Consider the following 17748-nt stretch of genomic DNA (forward strand, 5'->3'; position numbering starts at 1 on the left):
GTCGGCAGCGTCAGATGTGTATAAGAGACAGCTCCCCATCTCCCCATCTCCCCATTTCCCCATCTCCCTATCTCAGTCTCTACACATACTCTGGCTGTTTCACCGACTCCATCGCGGGTTCTTCTGGGGGTAGCCCTTTCGCATCCCGATAGAGTTTGACGTACTCCGCCGCCGATTGCTTCCAACTGAAGTTTTCTGACATGCCGCGTTGCTGGAGTTCTTGCCACTCTTTCTTGTAGTGGAAGCCTTCCCATGCCCGCACCAAGCAGGTATACAGATCGAGTGGTTCGTAGCGATCGAAGCAATACCCTGTTCCCGCATGATTCATCGGATCGTGGTGGGTGACGGTATCGACTAAACCCCCTGTACGGCGGACGATCGGGACGGAACCATACCGCAATGCCATCATTTGGCTGATGCCGCAGGGTTCAAATCGGGAGGGCATCAGGAAGGCATCGGTTCCGGCATAAATCCGGCGAGCTAGAATATCGTTATGCAGCAAGTACACCGACATCCGACCGGGATAGCGGGAAGCCAGTTGCCACATTTGGGTTTCGTAGTAGCGATCGCCTGTCCCCAACAGAATCATTTGAGCATTGGAATACGCCATGAAGCGATCGAGGATCTGAATCACCAAATCCAACCCTTTTTGCTCCACCAACCGCGTTACCATGCCCATTAAGAACGCGCCCGAGTTCACCTCTAAGCCCACTTCTTCCTGTAGGGCAATCTTGTTGGCGACCCGGCGATCGAGGGAATCGGCAGTAAAGGTTTGGGGCAGGCTCTTATCCACTGCGGGATTGTAGGAGTCGGTATCAATGCCATTCAGAATCCCGGATAGCTTGCCACTAATAAAGGACAGTAACCCTTCCAACCCTTCCCCATACGAAGGGGTTTGGATCTGTTTGGCATAGGTTGGCGATACGGTGTTAACGCGATCGGCGAACTGTACCGCCGCCGCCATGGTGTTATGTCCTTGCATAAACCAGGGACACCAGGTAATCTGCTCTAACCGCCAACGCCAGGGCCCTTGATAGGCAAGGTTATGAATTGTGAATACCGTGGCTACTTCGGGATCTTCATGCAGCCAAACTGGGATCATGCCCGTATGCCAATCGTGGCAATGGACAACATCAGGCTTCCAGTAATGCCAAATGAATTCAACTGCCCCATTGGCAAAAAAGGTAAACCGCCAGTCTTCGTCTTCCCCAAAATAGATGCGGCGGGGAATGAAGACGGGATGTCCAAATAAGTAGAGCGGCACATCGCTACCCGGCAACGCCGATTCATAGATCTCGAATTCTTGGAACATGGCACTGCCACGCCAGATCGGTTCCTTGGGAATTTTGAGCTTGTCAGGAAGGAATCCGTAATACGGCATTAATACCCTCACATCATGCCCCATTGCCTTCAACACTTTGGGGAGTGAGCCTACGACATCTCCCATGCCGCCCACTTTTGCCAGTGGAGCCGCTTCTGCGGCAACAAACAGAATTCGCATGCTTACCTATGTACCCCCTAATTGGTCTTGCCGATCTCAATGTCCTAACTAGTAGCCAAGAGTAGCACTGTCATCATAAACCAGTCAGGGGTCTGAGTCTGTTCATCTGGTTCAGATTTTTTTAATCATTGTAGCCATGCGACTTTGGCAATTGTTTCTTAAAAGCAAAATGATCCCTGGGGGAGTGCGGCTACTGCCGATCGAGCAGGAAATAGGTTTGCATCTGCCCCCGACCTTTTACCTGAATGCTGCCTCGGGGTTCAAAGCGGTATTGGTCTTTTAGCAATCCATAGGTAGATTCCGTCACCTGAATTCCACCGGCAATCCCATGAGACTCCATCCGGCTTGCCATATTCACCGCATCGCCCCACAGATCATAGATAAATTTCTTCTTGCCGATCACCCCCGCCACAACCGCGCCAGTGTTAATCCCCACTCGTACCGCGATCGGATCTCCTTCGTAGGTGCTAAATTGCTGCATCTCGGCTTGCATGTCTAACGCCATTTCCGCGATCGCCTGGGCATGATCCGATCGCGGCTGAGGTAAGCCACCCACCACCATATAAGCATCGCCAATAGTTTTGATCTTCTCTAAGCCGTGTTTGTCACATAGATCATCAAACATCAAGAAAATTCGGTTCAGTAACCCGACTAAATCCGCCGGAGAAATATTGGCAGACAGCGTTGTAAAGTTGACGATATCCGCAAAGAGGACAGTCACCGATTCAAAGCTATCGGCAATCAATGCCTTGCTATGGGCAGGTTGCTCAATCAAATCCTCACTTTGTTTCAGCCGATCGGCGATCGCTCCTGGCAAGATGTTCAGTAACAATCGCTCAGACTTTGCTTGCTCAGCTCGGAGGGCAATCTCTACCTGTTTGCGGGCAGTGATATCCTGCACAATCCCTTCGTAGTACAACAAACGCCCCCGTTCATCTCTGACCGCCCGAGCATTCTCCGAAATCCAGATCACACTGCCATCTTTGCGGTACACCTGCGACTCAAACGCCGCCACTTCTCCCTGAGCTTGAATTAACTGAATAAACTCGGCTCGGCGCTGCGGTTCCACATATAACTGTTGGGCAATATTGTGGAGGTTATTAAACAGATCCAAGGGGGAATCAAACCCATAAATTCGTGCTAAAGCTGGGTTGGCACTCAGGTAATGACCATCAAAAGTGGTTTGAAAAATTCCTTCAACCGCATTCTCAAAAATACTGCGATACTTTTCTTCCGCGTCCTGTAAGGCTTTTTCAGCCCGCAGACGAGCCTGGGCTTCGATCGCCAAAGAGGTCAAGTCAGCCAATGACCCGGCAAAATTTTGTTCTTCGATCGTCCATTGGCGGGGTTCCCCGATCTGCTCCAGGCAGAGAATTCCCATAATTTGCCCACCCAGTTGAATGGAAATATCCAATAGGGATGTCACCCCTAACGGCGATAGATAAGCATGGTAAAACTCACGAGTTTTGGGATTGGTTTGGGCATCATCGGCACAGATGATCCAATCCTCGGCGAGAGCCTGGAAATAGGTCGGGTAGTCTGTGGCGGTCAGTGTCATGCCTTTGGAGTGACGATCGCGGCTAGACTCAAACAGATCGTGGCAACGGAGTTGGGTTTTCATCTCGTCATACAGCCAAATGCTGGCCCGTTCAATTCCCAGGGTATAGGCGGCAGCATGGGTGATTTCGCGCAGGGCGATCGTCAAATCCCCCCGATACAAGGCTTTATTCCGAGACAACGACATCAATACAGTATTCTGATTCCGCAGTTGTAGTTCACTCTGGCGTAATGCCGCCTCTGCCCGTTGCCGCTCTTGAATTTCTTGAGAGAGTTGACTATTTTTCTGACTCAGTTCCAGTGTCCGGACTTCAACCCGGTGTTCTAAGGTGCGAGAGTATTCTTCTAGCGATCGATAGGAGGCATTCAGGGTTTCCCACAGGATATAGGCTTTGTTCACCACGGTAGCGCCAATCATGGCAAGCATCGGCGGTACCACAATGATCCAGCCGCCCTGGAGAAACAGCAAATAGGCACTCACTCCTACCGCCGCATTCGCTAGTAGCAGATTGACGATCGTCCAACGGGGTGGTTTTAGCGTCCAACCTAAACGCGCCCCCACAAGTGCCCAACCCAAAATCCACAACCACTCAGCAGTCTCTGACCAACTCCAGAGTAACGGACGACCATCTAAAGCAGCACTAATAATTTGGCTAACCACATTGGCATGGATGCTGACTCCTGCCGAGCGATCGATCAAATCTGTACTATAGGACGTATAAAAATAATCCCCTAAACTTTCTGCCGTCGCCCCTAGTAGCACCACCTTGTCCCGCAGCAGATCCCTGGGAATCTTGCCATTCACCACATCCGTAAATGAAATGCTGGGGAAGGGATGGATCGGATGGCGAAAATTTGCCAGAATTTGGTAGCCACCTACTTCAATATTGGCATAGCCCCCCTCCTGCTCTTGCATCGGCGTAAAGATGGCTTTGCCAAGCTGGAGTTTACTGGGGTCGGAGTCTAAAACCTTTGCTTCAATCCCTTCCGCCTGGAGGTACATGATTGCCAACTTCGTCCCCAGGGCGGAGATCGTTCTGTTCTGGCTATCTTTTAACGACAGCAAGATCCGCCGGATTTTGCCATCGCCATCAATGACTAAATCACTGGCTCCAACCTGTCCTAACTTGTCTAAGGTCGGGGGAGGTTGCACCGCCGAACCCAGGGGATTACTGACAATTTTGCCAATGCCAATCAGATTTGGGGTCGATTCAAACACCTGAATTAACTGTTCCCGTCCCGGCGCGATCGGCAATTCTCGATACAAATCAATCCCGATCGCGCGGGGTTGCTGCTGTTTCAGGGTCGTTAATGCCTGTGCCAAGCGAGCATCAGTAATCGGCCAGCCTTGTTGGGCAATATCGGTTTCATCGATCGTCACCAACACGATCCGAGGGTCTGCGGGTTCAGCCGAACGCCAGCGAAAAAACTGATCAAGCGTTGCCCACTCCAGCAGTTGCAGGGCACCCGTAAAGCGCAGGGCAACCACAGCTAACGTCATCGTGGGAGCCGTAATCCAAATCCCCCGCCCTTGCCATAGGCGCTGTCTAAGTTGTTTTGCCCACATCCTGGTGGTATCTACGGTAATGTGTACAGCGGACAATCTGGCAAAAATCGATCGTGACCCGTTCAACGTGAACTAAGCCCATCAGCTTTTACGGTTGTACCAGCGATCTGGAAGTTGGGAATGGGTCACCCTGATGGGATCTGTCTGATCAGGTAAATATTGCTGTAGATGCCGTCGATCGCCCTAATTACACTACAACCGCTGTTGTGAGGAATATCAGGATTAATTGCTTCAGTTTAGAGGATGAAAATGAGTTTCAGCTATTGAGCCGCCAGTTTCAAGGGAGCCGCCGCGATCGCCGCCAACCCAACCGACTGCAACAACTTTTGCCAAGCGGCGGTTAATTCTGGGTCATTAGGCTGGGACGATCGTAGCGCTACCAAGCTATTCACCGCTTCAAACCAGATGCCCGACCTGGCATACAGCGTCACTTGCTCTAATGGGGTAGCTTGAGCCAATTGGCTGACTAAGGCAGAATCCGCTTTAATCCGGCGAACGCGACCTCGGACTAAGGCATCCTCCACATCCCCCTCCTCACCACAAACCATTGAAAACACCCAGGCATACTCCTGATCGAGTTGCAGTGGAGTCGCGAGATCGGGCGTAAAACTGTAAATCCCCGGCGATTCTGGGATATTGACGACGGCACGAACTAACCGCTGACCGGACTGTACATCATCCAGCACAAACTCAGCCGTTTTCGCCGCCGTTTTTGGGACATAGAAGAGGAAGGTAGGACGCTCTGCCAAGACCAGCCCTGTCATATTTGAGGGCATCAATGCCACGAGCGATTGCTCCAGCATGGAAGCAGGGCTATTGCTACAGATGCCTCCCTGCCGTCTCCCTCCACCCGCCGTTTGACTGGGGGCACCCTTCCCCACGGGTGGTTCAAATTGTGCCAACTTTAGGGTTGGGTGAGCGGGGACTGCCGCGATCGCCAAACACTGCATAGGCGAAATGATCATGAAGGCAGCGACTGCAATATAGGTGCCAACGGAGTAAATTTTTGTCCAACCCACCGTAAGTAGCCTCCTATGCTCAATTCGTTCAACGTGAGTCCAGCACACCCAAAACCTGATGAATCACCCTAACGTTTGCCACTGGCAGGAACCACACGACTCACTGACTTCAATTTCAGGTGACAGCCAAAAAATCCTTGCTTCACTATCTTAAGCAATCCCCTCTGCCGCCATCGGCTAAATCAACGAAATGTTAAAGCCAATTGCCGACTAAAACGAACGGTGCCCAATAGTAAGGATGGGCAAATCCGGGCTGTTTTTGCAAGGCTAGTTGGGCTTGCCGCAGCGCTTCAGCCTTCGTCAGGCTGGGTTGAGCCAACTTTTGATAGAACTGTGCCATCAAGTAAGCCGTGGATTGATCATCCACAGACCACAGAGTTGCCAACGTGCTGCGGGCACCCGATCGCACCGCCACTCCTGCCAGTCCTAAGGTCGCCCGCCGATCGCCCGCCGCCGTTTGACAGGCACTCAGCACCAAGAGTTCAATTGGACGGCGATCGCGTTGTCCCCTCGCCCGCAACAACCCATCCAATTGTTTGACATTAATCGGGTTATCCCATGCCAAAATAAACGTCTCCTTGGCATTCGAGCTAAATTGACCGTGGGTTGCCAGATGGACGATCGGGTAAGGAGCAGCCGCAATCTGATCCTGTAACGTGGTGCTGGTAAATTGTTGATTCAGCAATACCTGAGCGGGCACTTCGGAGGTAACTTGTTGAACTTCTGAGGCAACCCCCGGTAGGGCAGAAAATCCCTGACTGGCTTCGGTCAGTCCACCCACCAACACCCGAATTTGCTCCCGCTCCAACCGTTGTGGATCAAACAGTTGTAACCCTGGAGCCAGGGCAATACTGTATTTCTCTACCAAATACTGTGTGCCATCGTAGAGTGCTGCCATGGGGATACTCTGCAACGCCCCATCTAAGACAAACACCAACGTCTCCACCCCACTCATGGTCAGATCGGCTGCCATCGGTCGCATCATTAAGTCATACACCTGCTGAGAAATTTGCAGGCGTTCCTCCGTGGGAGCGGTCAGCCGCAATAACCGGCGAGCTTTATCCAATAGCGTGTCCATTTGGGACTGGCTAATCGGGGTGGCATAGTGGCGCAGGGGCTGGTTCGGCAAGGACAGGATGACTTCTAAATGATTGGGCAGGATGATCGAATAAATTACTGCCGCTTTAGTATCTACCCGATCGATCTGGGCTCGTTGGGCATTCAGGCAGGCTTCCTGAAAGAAGTTATCCAGTTGTGCCAGTTGTAACGACTCAATCACCTCTCGTGCTTGCTGCAAATGATCTGGCGTGACATCCCCTTGCTGCGGCTCTAACAGAAGTTCCACTAACTCGCGATAGACTGGCTCTACCTGTTCCCGGAAGGAGAATTGGATATCGGTGCTAATTGCCACCAGATCATTACGCAGGGCTTGCAGGGTAGTGATGGCATCCGTGTAGGCGGCGATCGCAGAATTTGCCGAATTTGCCGAGTTTGGTGACTGCGCCTTCAGCAACCGTCCCATCTGCCACTGCCACTGATAGGCAATATGAGGGGCATTAATACTGTGGGCTAACACAAGTGCCTGTTGGGTCAAGTCTTGTGCCTCTGTCCACTGTTGCGTTTTTTCATACAGACCACCTAAAGTTCCCAGGGCATAGGATTCTGCCTGAGCATCCCCTAAGGTGCGAGCCTGTTGCACCGCCGTAGCCGCGATTTTGGCAATGTCTGTCCAGGCAGGAGTAGATTGGGTAGTCTGTAAACGGATCAAACTTTGAATGAAATTGATCTGGGCATAAACCGCCGATCGACTCAGTGGCAAACTTGTCACCTGGGGCAGCAGTTGGGTTTGGAGGGATTGCGCCTCTGCCCATTGTCGCCGATCGATCAGCACACTTAGACGATTCAGTTGTGCCTGAGCTTGCAGTAAGGGGGAGGTGGATTGCACTGCGACCTGCTGGTAAATGTTTAAGGCTGTCACCAGATCGTTTTTTGCCCGAGCCGTATTGCCTAGACTCAGGCGAATTTCACTGTCATCGGGGAGTTGGAGTTGTTGCGCCAGAGTGAGACTTTGTTGTAACACCCGTTGAGCCGCCTCCAGATCACCGATCGACCGCAGTACATCCCCCAAATTCTGCAACCCGAACACTTTTACCTCTGAGTCCGGTTGCTGCTGAAGCGATCGTTCTACCTCCATTAAGGTTTTCTTCGCTTGCAGATAGAAGCCGAGCGATCGTTGTGCCTGGGTTTGGTTAATCAAACTGCCAATCCGACCCAGTTCATCCCCCGCCTGTTGATAGGTCTGTGCTGCCTGCTCCCAGGTTGCCAGTGCGGCTTCTGCCTGCCCCTGAGCCAATTGCAAACTACCCTGCGTATTCAGAACTTGTGCCAAAATGGGACGCTTTGTAGCCGCATCTAACGGTTGAATTAACGCTAGACTCTGGGCGATCGTCGTTTTCGCGATCGCCAATTGTCCTAACTGTTGCTGGGCTAATGCCAGATAGCTTAATGCCAAGGCTTGGTTAACGGGATCAGCCTGCGTTTGATAGATCGCGGCAGCCTGTTGCCAGAATTGCGCGGCTTCAGTCAACTGTCCTACCTGATACCGTTGCCGCCCCTGTTGCAGCAATTGGGCAGGATCACGGCTAGCCATTACCTCAGTCGCCGGATGGGCGATCGCAGGTGTTCCCCCAATTAAAGAGGGTAGGTTGACTGTCTCCCCTTGTCCTCCCAGCAGTAAACAGATAATCAGTCCCAGGCAAATTCGTGTCAAAAAGCGCCGTTGGTATCGCCACAACCTGGCTAGTGTTAATGCCATGTTCTCTACCCAGTTCGATCGGCCACAAACCTATGGACTTTTATACTGTAGGAGGGAAGCATACACCGAGTTTCTACAACAATTCTGCATATTTGCCAGCCGCGATCGGTGTCCCTGAGAGATTTTCGCTCAATCTGCGGTCTGAAGCGCTAGAGTTAGAAACATGAGTGACAATAGTACGGGATACAAAATCGTTAGTGACAACCGCCAAGCTAGGTTCCAGTACGAGATTCTGGAAACCTATGAAGCAGGGGTGGAGTTGTTCGGCACAGAGGTCAAATCAATTCGGGCGGGTAAAGTGAACCTCCGAGATGGCTTCGCATTGATTCGCAATGGTGAGGTACTTTTGCTCAATGTGCATATCTCGCCCCACCATACAACAAGTCAGGTGTTTAACCATGACCCGCGCCGTACCCGCAAACTCTTGTTGCACCGGGAGCAAATTCGCAAGTTAACCGGCAAAGTGGAACAGCAGGGACTCACCCTGGTGCCACTAAAAATGTACCTGAAACGCGGCTGGATCAAGATTGATCTGGCATTGGTACGCGGTAAGAAACTGCATGATAAGCGAGAAGATGTCAAACGTCGGGACGACCAACGGGAAATGCAACGGGCGCTGAAAAACCGTTAAGAGGGCGAGTCCGGTTGGGTTGGTTGCCCCGGAACCAGTTTGGAGGTAAATTTGGTGACTTCCAGATGTTGGTTCTCTGACCAGGTGCGATAGCGAATCGTGCTGCCACTGGGGAGGGATAATTTTTCAAAGCCCTCATCCTGCCCCGGTTTGCGATAAATTTTATTGTCCAATAACACTAACGTTCGTACTTGTTTGGGTAGCACGATCGGTTGTCGTTCAACTAAGCGAGACAGATGCCGGAACTGAAATTCCGGTAAATGCACATCCGGCAGCCGTCCGTAATGTTTTTGTGCCAGAACCGCCGTACTTTCTGGGGGAAAATTGGCTCGGACAAATTCAATTCGCTCCGTGAACTTTGTATCGAATGCCTGGATACTATGCAAGCTGCGAATACTACTGGGTGCTAACAGAAAGAACAGCGCATTGACACTGACGATCGCCGCCACAACCAGCAATCCGGCATGACGATATTGTTTCTCTAAACGATCGCCCAATCCCACGATCGCTAATCCTGCCAGTAAGAGAAACGCTGGCATCACTGTAAAGGTATGTCCCTGTCGTTGTAAATGCACAAAGGTAAAGTACATTACGCCTGGAAAGAGCCAGAGGGCGATCGCCTGACAGCGCCAATCGCGATTTAACCGCCGGATAAACGCCGAGCCATTCTGCCAGAACAACCCTAACATCGGCAGGGCGGCTACTCCCACGACAAACACCACCGTTTTCAGGAAGAAAATTACATTATCCAAAACTTCGATCAAGGTCGTGGCATCATCCACATGCCCCCGCATCCAGCCCTGAATCATCTCCCAGTAGGTGACAGGCCCCCCGGCAATGATTAACAGAGGAATTAACCAGACCGCCAGCGCCGCGACCCCGATCGCCACTGCTGCCAGAACATGCGGTACTTTAAAGCGTCGGGTCTGCAAGCCGCGCACCACCGCAAATAACGCTAGGGGTAATAAGAAAATGGGTGTATTGGGACGAATGCCTCCGGCTAATCCCATCAACATGCCTAAAAATGGTAAAGCGGTGCGTTCTCCTAACCCCGTGAAGTAGGCAGCCAGGACAATTAGCGTCACGGTACAGAATTCTGGCATATAGGACAACGGCATTTCGCCATAAAACCAGACCAGAGGACTGGCTAGCATCAGTAGTGCTGTTGCCCAACCGACCCGCGCATTAAACCAGAGCGTTCCGATCGTATATAACGCTGCCGCCGCAATTCCTGACGCGATCACACTCACCATCGTTAGACTGGCAGTGGGATTGTCCAGCACCATATTCAGGCAACGAGCCAGAGACACATAAATCAAAAAAGTGCCGGGACGGTGCGGTTGCTCCAGTTGTAGATTATAGTTCTCTACAGCCAAGGCAAAATTACCCGCATCCCATTCCTGCACGAGTTCTGCTTGAAACGGTAAACGAGTCGCAATCCCCAAGCCAAACAGCAGCAGAATGGGGGCAAACCGGGCGATCGTTTGGGGAATCAAGCGATCTGGGCGAGCGTCACGAACCTCGGTCTGGAGCATGATGAAATTCCAGCATCTAACTGTAGGGTGATGTCAACCTGATGGGTTGCAGCAAAACTGTTGCCGATTGTGCCCTGATTTCGCTGAGTTGACAATACAGTAGTTCAGATTTCCGTTAGGTTCGTGACGCGATCGCTACAGTTTGAAGGTTTGGGTAATCCGTTGCATGGCTTCGTTGACTGCCTCCCGACTGTTAAAGGCGGAAATCCGGAAGTAGCCTTCGCCAGCGGCACCAAAGCCGGAACCCGGTGTGCCAACGACATTACAGGTTTGCAGCAACTTATCGAAGAAATCCCAACTGGACAACCCGTTGGGCGTTTTTACCCAAACATAAGGAGCATTTACCCCTCCGTAGACGGCTAATCCAGCCGCTGTCAGTTGTTCCCGGATGATGGTGGCATTCTCTAGATAAAACCGCACTAACGCCTGGGTTTGTTGTTGTCCGGCTTCAGAGTAAACTGCTTCTGCCCCCCGTTGGACAATGTAGGATACGCCATTGAACTTGGTGGATTGGCGCCGGTTCCAGAGTTTCCATAATTCGACATCACTACCATCGGCAGCTTTGGCAGTCAAGGTTTTGGGAACGACCGTGAGGGCACAACGAGTGCCGGTGAAGCCTGCGTTTTTGGAGAATGACCGGAATTCGATCGCGCAGTCTCTAGCACCCTCAATTTCGTAAATCGAATGGGGAATGGCGGGATCGGTAATAAACGCTTCGTAAGCGGCATCAAAGAAAATAATTGAACCGTGGGCGCGAGCATAGTCTACCCAGGCTTGCAGATGGGCTTTACTGGCAACGGCTCCCGTGGGATTGTTGGGGAAACAGAGATAAATCAGATCCACTTTCTGACTGGGAATCTCGGCTGTGAAGTTGTTTTCCGCCGTAACGGGTAAATAAACTAAACCACCATATTCCCCTTGATCATTGGCATCCCCGGTATGTCCTGCCATAACGTTGGTATCGACATACACGGGATAGACCGGATCTGTCACCGCAATCACATTGTTCTTACCAAAGATGTCCAGAATATTCCCGGTATCACACTTGGAGCCATCGGAGATAAAGATTTCGGAGGCATCTACCTCGCAACCTCGCGACTGGAAATCATGCTTGGCGATCGCCTCGCGTAACCAGGCATAACCCTGTTCGGGGCCGTACCCTTTGAACGTAGTGCGATCGCCCATTTCCTCTACCGCCTGAATCATCGCGGTACGGCAGGCTGCGGGCAATGGTTCGGTGACATCGCCAATCCCTAACCGAATGATTTTGGCAGATGGATTTGCCTCCGCAAACGCATTCACCCGCCGAGCAATTTCGGGAAACAAGTAACCCGCTTTTAGTTTGAGGTAATTATCATTAATCGTTGCCATGTTGAATCGCCATAAACCCCGTACAACAGCTTATCGCGTTCTTGGCAATAGACAACTTTAGACCGTTTGCACTGGCAAAGTTACTATAAAGGTGGTTCCCTGTCCCTCTTGGCTCTCAAACTCAATTCGTCCACCATGTAATTCCACACAGTTTTTGGCGATCGCCAATCCTAGCCCAGTGCCTTGAATTCTAGAGACATTACTAGCGCGATGGAAGGGATCAAATAACCGCTCGTGATCCTGGGACGGAATCCCAATACCGTGATCCTGAATCTGGAAAACGGCAAGGCCGTCATGACACTCTAGATCGAACTGAACGGTGCCACCCATCGGGGAATACTTGATCGCGTTTGATAACAAATTCGTCAGGATGTGATGCAGTAACACGCGATCGGCGATTACATGATCGGATTGCCCCGTGTAGGTATAAAGCACCTGATGATGCGGATTCACCAGCACCTGAAGACCTTCGACCAGTTCACTACAGAAATCCCACAAATCAATCCGTTCTGGGTGATAGCCAAAGCTGCCAGACTCGGTTTTGCCCAGTAGTAGCACTTCATCCAACAGTTGAGTCATGCCATGAATTGCTGTCTGGATTTGCTTGAAGTAGCGATCGCGTTGCTGATTCGATAATGTCTGGCGTTCTAATAGCTCGGCACAGAGACGAATCGCTGTCATTGGTGCGCGAAATTCATGGGACACCATTGACACAAAGCGAGACTTCAAGCGGTTCAATTCCCGCTCTTTTTTCAAAGCACTCCGGATTTCGGCTTCTGTCAGAATGCGATCGCGGATTTCATTTTCCAGGTCTGGAATTGAGGTCGGTTGCCAATCCGCCAAAGTGGCTTCTGAGATTGCAGCCAGGTTAGGAGCGGTAGCCTTCATGGGACAATGTTGAGCTTGCCGACAAAACTGGGTCACATCCTGGATCGAGAGTAGGGCATTAAAGCCAGTCCCATCAGTACGCCGGATCGGTTCGATGATCGAGCGCTGAATTTGGAATGTCCCATTCGCCAGCCGACAGGGAATCAAATGGGGATGAAATTGGGCTGAAAATACAACCCGTCTGCCCTGGTGAAATGTGCGATTCAGGCGATCGCGATACTTAGGTTCCGCAAAATGGGGGAAATAACTCGCGATCGAATGCCCGACAACTTGCGTCCGAGCAATGCCTGTCCATAGTTCTAAAAAGGCATTCCAGAACAGAACAATGCCATCATTTTGAAGAACACATACTCCCATTGGGATCGCATCCAACGCCATGAATGATTCTGCTGATAGATTGAGCAGTGGTTTCTGTTGCTTCACCAATGGGCACCCTTGTAGAGGCTAGAAATAGGTTGACAGAATCTTGAGGAGTCAAAGCATTTGCCGCCCAATAGCAGTTCAACCCAGGCTGCTACATGCTGGCATCATAAGTCGCAAATCTAAAGAACTAATGGGGAATTGAGCTTTTTATTCAATTAACAAAAATTTGAATTTGCTCCACAAAAAAGCAGCTTCGATCGCGATCGAAGCTGCTGAAGTTATTCTCGTTTCGGGATTAGAACAGATCGAAGACTAAGCCGCTAGATTAGCTGCCACAAAGTCCCAGTTCACCAGGTTATCCAGGAAGTTTTTGATAAACGCGGGACGGGCATTGCGGAAGTCAATATAGTAGGCGTGCTCCCATACATCCAAAGTCAGTAACGCTTTCTGACCGTGAACTAAAGGATTCTCAGCATTTGGAGTTTTAGTGACTTTCAGAGTGCCACCATCATCCACCAGCCACGCCCAACCACTACCAAATTGAGTGGCAGCCGCGTTAGAAAACTCTTCTCTAAACTTATCGTAGCTACCAAAGGCACTGTCGATTTTGGCAGCCAGGTCGCCTGTTGGTGTGCCACCGCCGCCAGCTTTCAAACAGTTCCAGAAGAACGTGTGGTTCCAAACCTGAGCGGCATTGTTAAAGACACCCGCGTTACCATCTTTGTAAGCGGTCTGAATCACCTCTTCCAAAGACTTATTTGCCAAGTCAGAACCTTCAGTTAGCTTGTTCAGGTTGTCCACATACGCTTTGTGATGCTTGCCGTAGTGATATTCAAACGTTTCCGCTTTCATGCCATACGGTTCAAGCGCACCCATTGCAAAGGGAAGGGGGGGCTGTTCAAATGCCATTGTGTTCTTCTCTCTCTCTAGTCTTGCGTTAAAGTCTATCAGCCTTGCTTGCCCGGTCAATTATCCTGGCAAACTGTCTTCATCCAGAAAAATGTCTATGTAATGGACGGAAACAGAACTTAACACCTGGATTTTACCTTAGATAGTACAAGCCGCACTATCGCAAAGCGTATTTCTAGGGATAGAGATTTATCTAAACAGGAGGTGAATGTTGCGTCGTTTTAGCCAAATGCTGGTTCTAGGCAGCCTGTTGCTACTGGGGAGTTGCCGGGAGGGGGAGTGGACGGTGTCCATTCAACGAAATTCCCCCGATCGCCCTGCGTCACCTGCTCCCCAAGCGTCGATCGCCGATCGTCCGTCACCTAACCCCGATCGTCCCGGTGATCCCGCTTCTGCCACTATCCTTTATGTTGATCCACAAGCCGAACGGGCAGGCACAGGGACGGAGGCAGATCCATTTCGGACAATTACCCAGGCTCTGGCAGTGGCAAAAGCGGGTAGCACAGTGCAACTGCGTCCGGGAACTTACACCAGTCAATCTGGCGAAACCTTTCCGTTGATTCTGCCCACCGGAGTCACCCTGCGGGGAGAACCGTCTTCCCGAGGGCGAGGGATTGAGATTAGTGGGGGTGGTAAGTTTCTCAGTCCCAGTTGGGCGGGACAAAATGTGACGATCGTTGCCAAGGATGGTTCCACGGTATCCGGACTGACGTTGAAAAATGCCAATACTCGTGGCTCCGCTGTCTGGGTGGAAGCGGGTTCTCCCACGATCGCCAACAACACGTTTATCGACAACAACCGGGAAGGAGTATTTGTCTCGACTACAGCCACTCCGATCGTGCGCGATAACCTGTTTAATCAAAATCAGGGCAATGGGGTATCCTTTACCCGCGACAGTGGCGGATTGCTGGAACGTAACATTATTCGGGATAGTGGGTACGGTGTCGCGATCGGCGAGCGAGCCAAGCCAGAACTGATTAACAACCAAGTGATTCAAAATCTCGATGGATTAGTGATCGTCGGTAATTCCCGTCCTACCCTCCGCCAAAACTTGATTGCCAACAACAAACGGGACGGTATTGTGGTGGCGGGTGATGCCCAACCGATGTTGCAGGCAAATGTTCTGCGGGAGAATGGGCAATTTGATGTGCAGAATGCCAGTAACCAACCCCTAAAAGTGACGACTGGCGACCTGGCAAACCTTAAGGTGGATGGCAAGGTGGAATAGATCCATCACCCACTCATGATCCAGGACTATGGCAACCGGGCGATCGTCAATCTGGAGGGATCGAGTTCTGATGAATAGATCGCATTAAGATTGAGGGAGCGATCGCAAGAATTATAGATAGAGGTCATGCACGTATTTGTCTTGCTGTTTAACCCCGGAACCGATAATGAAGGACTTCATACCCTGCAAGTTGGCGAGCATAACCTGGTGTTGATGTTTGAAGACGAGGATGATGCCACTCGGTATGCCCTGTTGCTCGAAGCACAAGACTTTCCCGCGCCTTCGGTCGAAGAGATTGAGCAGGAAGAGATTGAGGAATTTTGTCAAAGTGCCGGGTACATCTGCCAGATCGTTCCCAGTGGCTTTGTGCCCCAAACCGATGCGGAACGGTTACTGATCGTGCCACCCGAAAAGAACGTGGATGCGACAGATTGGCAGCTTGAGGCGGAAGCTGAAGAATCGACCTTACCCGACAGTGATTTAGATTCGATTCGTCGCCGCTTAGAAGGCTTGTTGTAACCACAGACCTCGCAACCGGAAGGGATAGCACACCAGAACTATGCAGAATTTAACCGAACGGGGTCACTTGTTGACCGAACAAGCCAACCCCAATAGTCACAATCTGGATCAATTGACGGCATTAGAATTAGTTGATTTATTTAACCAGGAGGATGCCAAAACGATCGCCGCGATCGCGGCTGCCCGTCAATCCCTGGCAACGGCGATCGAGCTAACCACAGCAGCCTTGCGACGTGGGGGACGATTGTTTTACGTCGGAGCCGGTACCAGTGGTCGGTTAGGTGTGCTGGATGCCGCCGAATGCCCACCCACCTTTTGCACCGATCCAGAGTTAGTCCAGGGCATCATTGCTGGCGGGGCAGGAGCTTTGATCCGCAGTTCGGAAGACCTGGAGGATCGAGAAGAGGATGGGGCTACGGCGATCGCGCACCACCGCATTACCCAATTAGATGTGGTCGTTGGCATTACGGCAGGGGGAACCACTCCCTATGTGCATGGAGCGTTACAGGCGGCGCGGCAACGGGGTGCTACCACAATGTTGATTGCCTGTGTTCCCACCGAACAAGTCAGCCTGCCGGTGGATGTGGATATCCGGTTACTGGTGGGCCCCGAAGTATTAGCTGGCTCTACCCGCCTCAAAGCTGGCACCGTTACTAAACTAGCCCTGAATATTCTGTCAACGGGGGTGATGGTGCAACTGGGGAAGGTGTACGGCAACCGCATGGTGGATGTGGCAGTCACCAATACCAAATTGCACGATCGGGCGCTGCGAATTATTTGTGACCTGACGGATTTAAGCCGTGAAGATGCGGGATATTTACTGGAAAAGAGCGGTCGTAACGTGAAATTGGCGTTAGTGATGCACTGGACTGGGTTGGATGCTGAAGCCAGCGATCGACTGTTGACTGACCACCACGGCAACTTGCGGCAAGCCGTTCTCAGTCAAACAGTAACGAGTCAACCAGAGAAGTAGATGAGTTGTAGATGCACCTGAGTAGGAGTTAGGACTTAGCTTTGCGTGCCATCCGTTTTTTCAAAAATGCCCCGAAGCCAAATACACCGATTCCTGCCATCGTGGTTGGCTCGGGAACGGCTTCCACGGGTCCGGTGATAGTACCAAATTCTAGCGGAATTCTTACACTCAGATCGGGTTTCTCTGCTACGCCATAGAGAGTCAGGAACGAAAAGGTAGAATTGAACCCGCAGGGAGCGCGATCGGGAACAGAATTGCGATCGCCCGAATAGCAGTTAAAGTACATATTGAAATCTGCCAGGGTCGGATTGTACTGGGAATGGTTGCCTACCGTTGCCCCCCGAATGGGAGTTGTAAACTCATCAATTTCGATCGCGGCTTTCGTGGTCTTCGGACCATAGGTGAGAGTGGATTGGAAGCCGGGGTAATGATCATTCGTAATAGTGATCACAAAGTCAAGCAGTGAATAAATCCCCCACTCGGGATCATCGGGGGCTTCATCCTTGCCATTGAAGTTGTAGATCAATTGCCCGGTAAACTGGGCGTTTTGATATTCCTTAAAGTAATTGGCATTCTCCCCAAATAGAGAACCCGTTGTCCCCGAGATCAAAAATTGCTTGAGCAAAATCGGCGGCTCTGGTTCAGACAATCCATAGGCATTAGCAGGAGCAATGCTGCCTACCGCCAGTGCTGCGGCACCAGCCGTCGCCAAAGCAAATTTCTGCATTACGGTAGTCATTCAACTTATCTCCTAAAGCAAAAATGTAGATGAAACAATGCAGCAGGTGTCGCTTTTGGCTTGAGGAGAAGTTCTTAACATAGAGATGAAGTAGCATTTCCATCCCTATAAACGTAGTTTCACGTAGATGGCG

General features: G+C 51.2%; 13 protein-coding genes. 4 read left to right on the plus strand and 9 right to left on the minus strand.

The features are described 5' to 3' along the window. Positions 1–79 precede the first annotated feature (79 nt). From glgA to ACN4EK_RS17615, 4 genes are all read right to left on the minus strand, one after another. Entirely contained in the window at positions 80–1501 is a 1422-nt protein-coding gene (gene glgA, locus ACN4EK_RS17600; RefSeq protein ID WP_431659373.1) for a glycogen synthase GlgA, read from the minus strand. A gap of 190 nt (positions 1502–1691) precedes the next feature. After that, positions 1692–4661, minus strand: coding sequence for a CHASE2 domain-containing protein (locus tag ACN4EK_RS17605; protein ID WP_431659374.1), 2970 nt, complete (start codon positions 4659–4661; stop codon positions 1692–1694). Between the two features lie 224 nt (positions 4662–4885). Further along, positions 4886–5644 carry a DUF928 domain-containing protein gene (locus ACN4EK_RS17610; RefSeq protein WP_431659375.1) on the minus strand — a complete coding sequence of 253 codons (759 nt, stop codon included), beginning with the start codon at positions 5642–5644 and terminating at the stop codon, positions 4886–4888. A gap of 193 nt (positions 5645–5837) precedes the next feature. Then, positions 5838–8459, minus strand: coding sequence for a CHAT domain-containing protein (locus ACN4EK_RS17615; RefSeq protein WP_431659376.1), 2622 nt, complete (start codon positions 8457–8459; stop codon positions 5838–5840). A 163-nt stretch (positions 8460–8622) separates the two neighbouring features. On the opposite strand from ACN4EK_RS17615, the gene smpB reads away from it, so the two are divergent. After that, positions 8623–9090 (plus strand): SsrA-binding protein SmpB, encoded by a 468-nt coding sequence (gene smpB, locus ACN4EK_RS17620; RefSeq protein ID WP_431659377.1) that lies wholly within the window; start codon positions 8623–8625, stop codon positions 9088–9090. Here smpB and ACN4EK_RS17625 read toward each other — a convergent pair. From ACN4EK_RS17625 to sodB, 4 genes are all read right to left on the minus strand, one after another. Next, positions 9087–10625, minus strand: coding sequence for an ArnT family glycosyltransferase (locus ACN4EK_RS17625; protein ID WP_431659378.1), 1539 nt, complete (start codon positions 10623–10625; stop codon positions 9087–9089). The genes smpB and ACN4EK_RS17625 overlap by 4 nt on opposite strands. 135 nt (positions 10626–10760) lie before the next feature. Then, positions 10761–11996 carry an LL-diaminopimelate aminotransferase gene (locus ACN4EK_RS17630; RefSeq protein ID WP_431659379.1) on the minus strand — a complete coding sequence of 412 codons (1236 nt, stop codon included), beginning with the start codon at positions 11994–11996 and terminating at the stop codon, positions 10761–10763. Positions 11997–12053: 57 nt separating this feature from the next. Beyond that, complete coding sequence (locus ACN4EK_RS17635) at positions 12054–13262, minus strand: sensor histidine kinase (RefSeq protein ID WP_431659380.1); 1209 nt, start codon at positions 13260–13262, stop codon at positions 12054–12056. A 297-nt stretch (positions 13263–13559) separates the two neighbouring features. Next, a complete protein-coding gene (gene sodB / locus ACN4EK_RS17640) occupies positions 13560–14156 on the minus strand; it encodes a superoxide dismutase [Fe] (protein WP_431659381.1) in 597 nt (198 codons plus the stop codon). Positions 14157–14364: 208 nt separating this feature from the next. On the opposite strand from sodB, the gene ACN4EK_RS17645 reads away from it, so the two are divergent. From ACN4EK_RS17645 to murQ, 3 genes are all read left to right on the plus strand, one after another. Further along, a complete protein-coding gene (locus ACN4EK_RS17645; RefSeq protein WP_431659383.1) occupies positions 14365–15384 on the plus strand; it encodes a DUF1565 domain-containing protein in 1020 nt (339 codons plus the stop codon). A gap of 126 nt (positions 15385–15510) precedes the next feature. Continuing rightward, a complete protein-coding gene (locus ACN4EK_RS17650; protein WP_431659384.1) occupies positions 15511–15903 on the plus strand; it encodes a DUF3110 domain-containing protein in 393 nt (130 codons plus the stop codon). A gap of 40 nt (positions 15904–15943) precedes the next feature. Beyond that, a complete protein-coding gene (gene murQ, locus ACN4EK_RS17655; protein ID WP_431659385.1) occupies positions 15944–16876 on the plus strand; it encodes an N-acetylmuramic acid 6-phosphate etherase in 933 nt (310 codons plus the stop codon). Positions 16877–16904: 28 nt separating this feature from the next. Here murQ and ACN4EK_RS17660 read toward each other — a convergent pair whose 3' ends face one another. After that, positions 16905–17615: a PEP-CTERM sorting domain-containing protein gene (locus ACN4EK_RS17660; RefSeq protein ID WP_431659386.1), complete on the minus strand. Its 711-nt coding sequence runs from the start codon at positions 17613–17615 to the stop codon at positions 16905–16907. Between the last annotated feature and the right edge of the window lie 133 nt (positions 17616–17748).

Origin of the sequence: Pantanalinema rosaneae CENA516, assembly GCF_050753385.1 — a bacterium.
In the GTDB taxonomy this organism is placed as follows: domain Bacteria; phylum Cyanobacteriota; class Cyanobacteriia; order Leptolyngbyales; family Leptolyngbyaceae; genus Pantanalinema; species Pantanalinema rosaneae.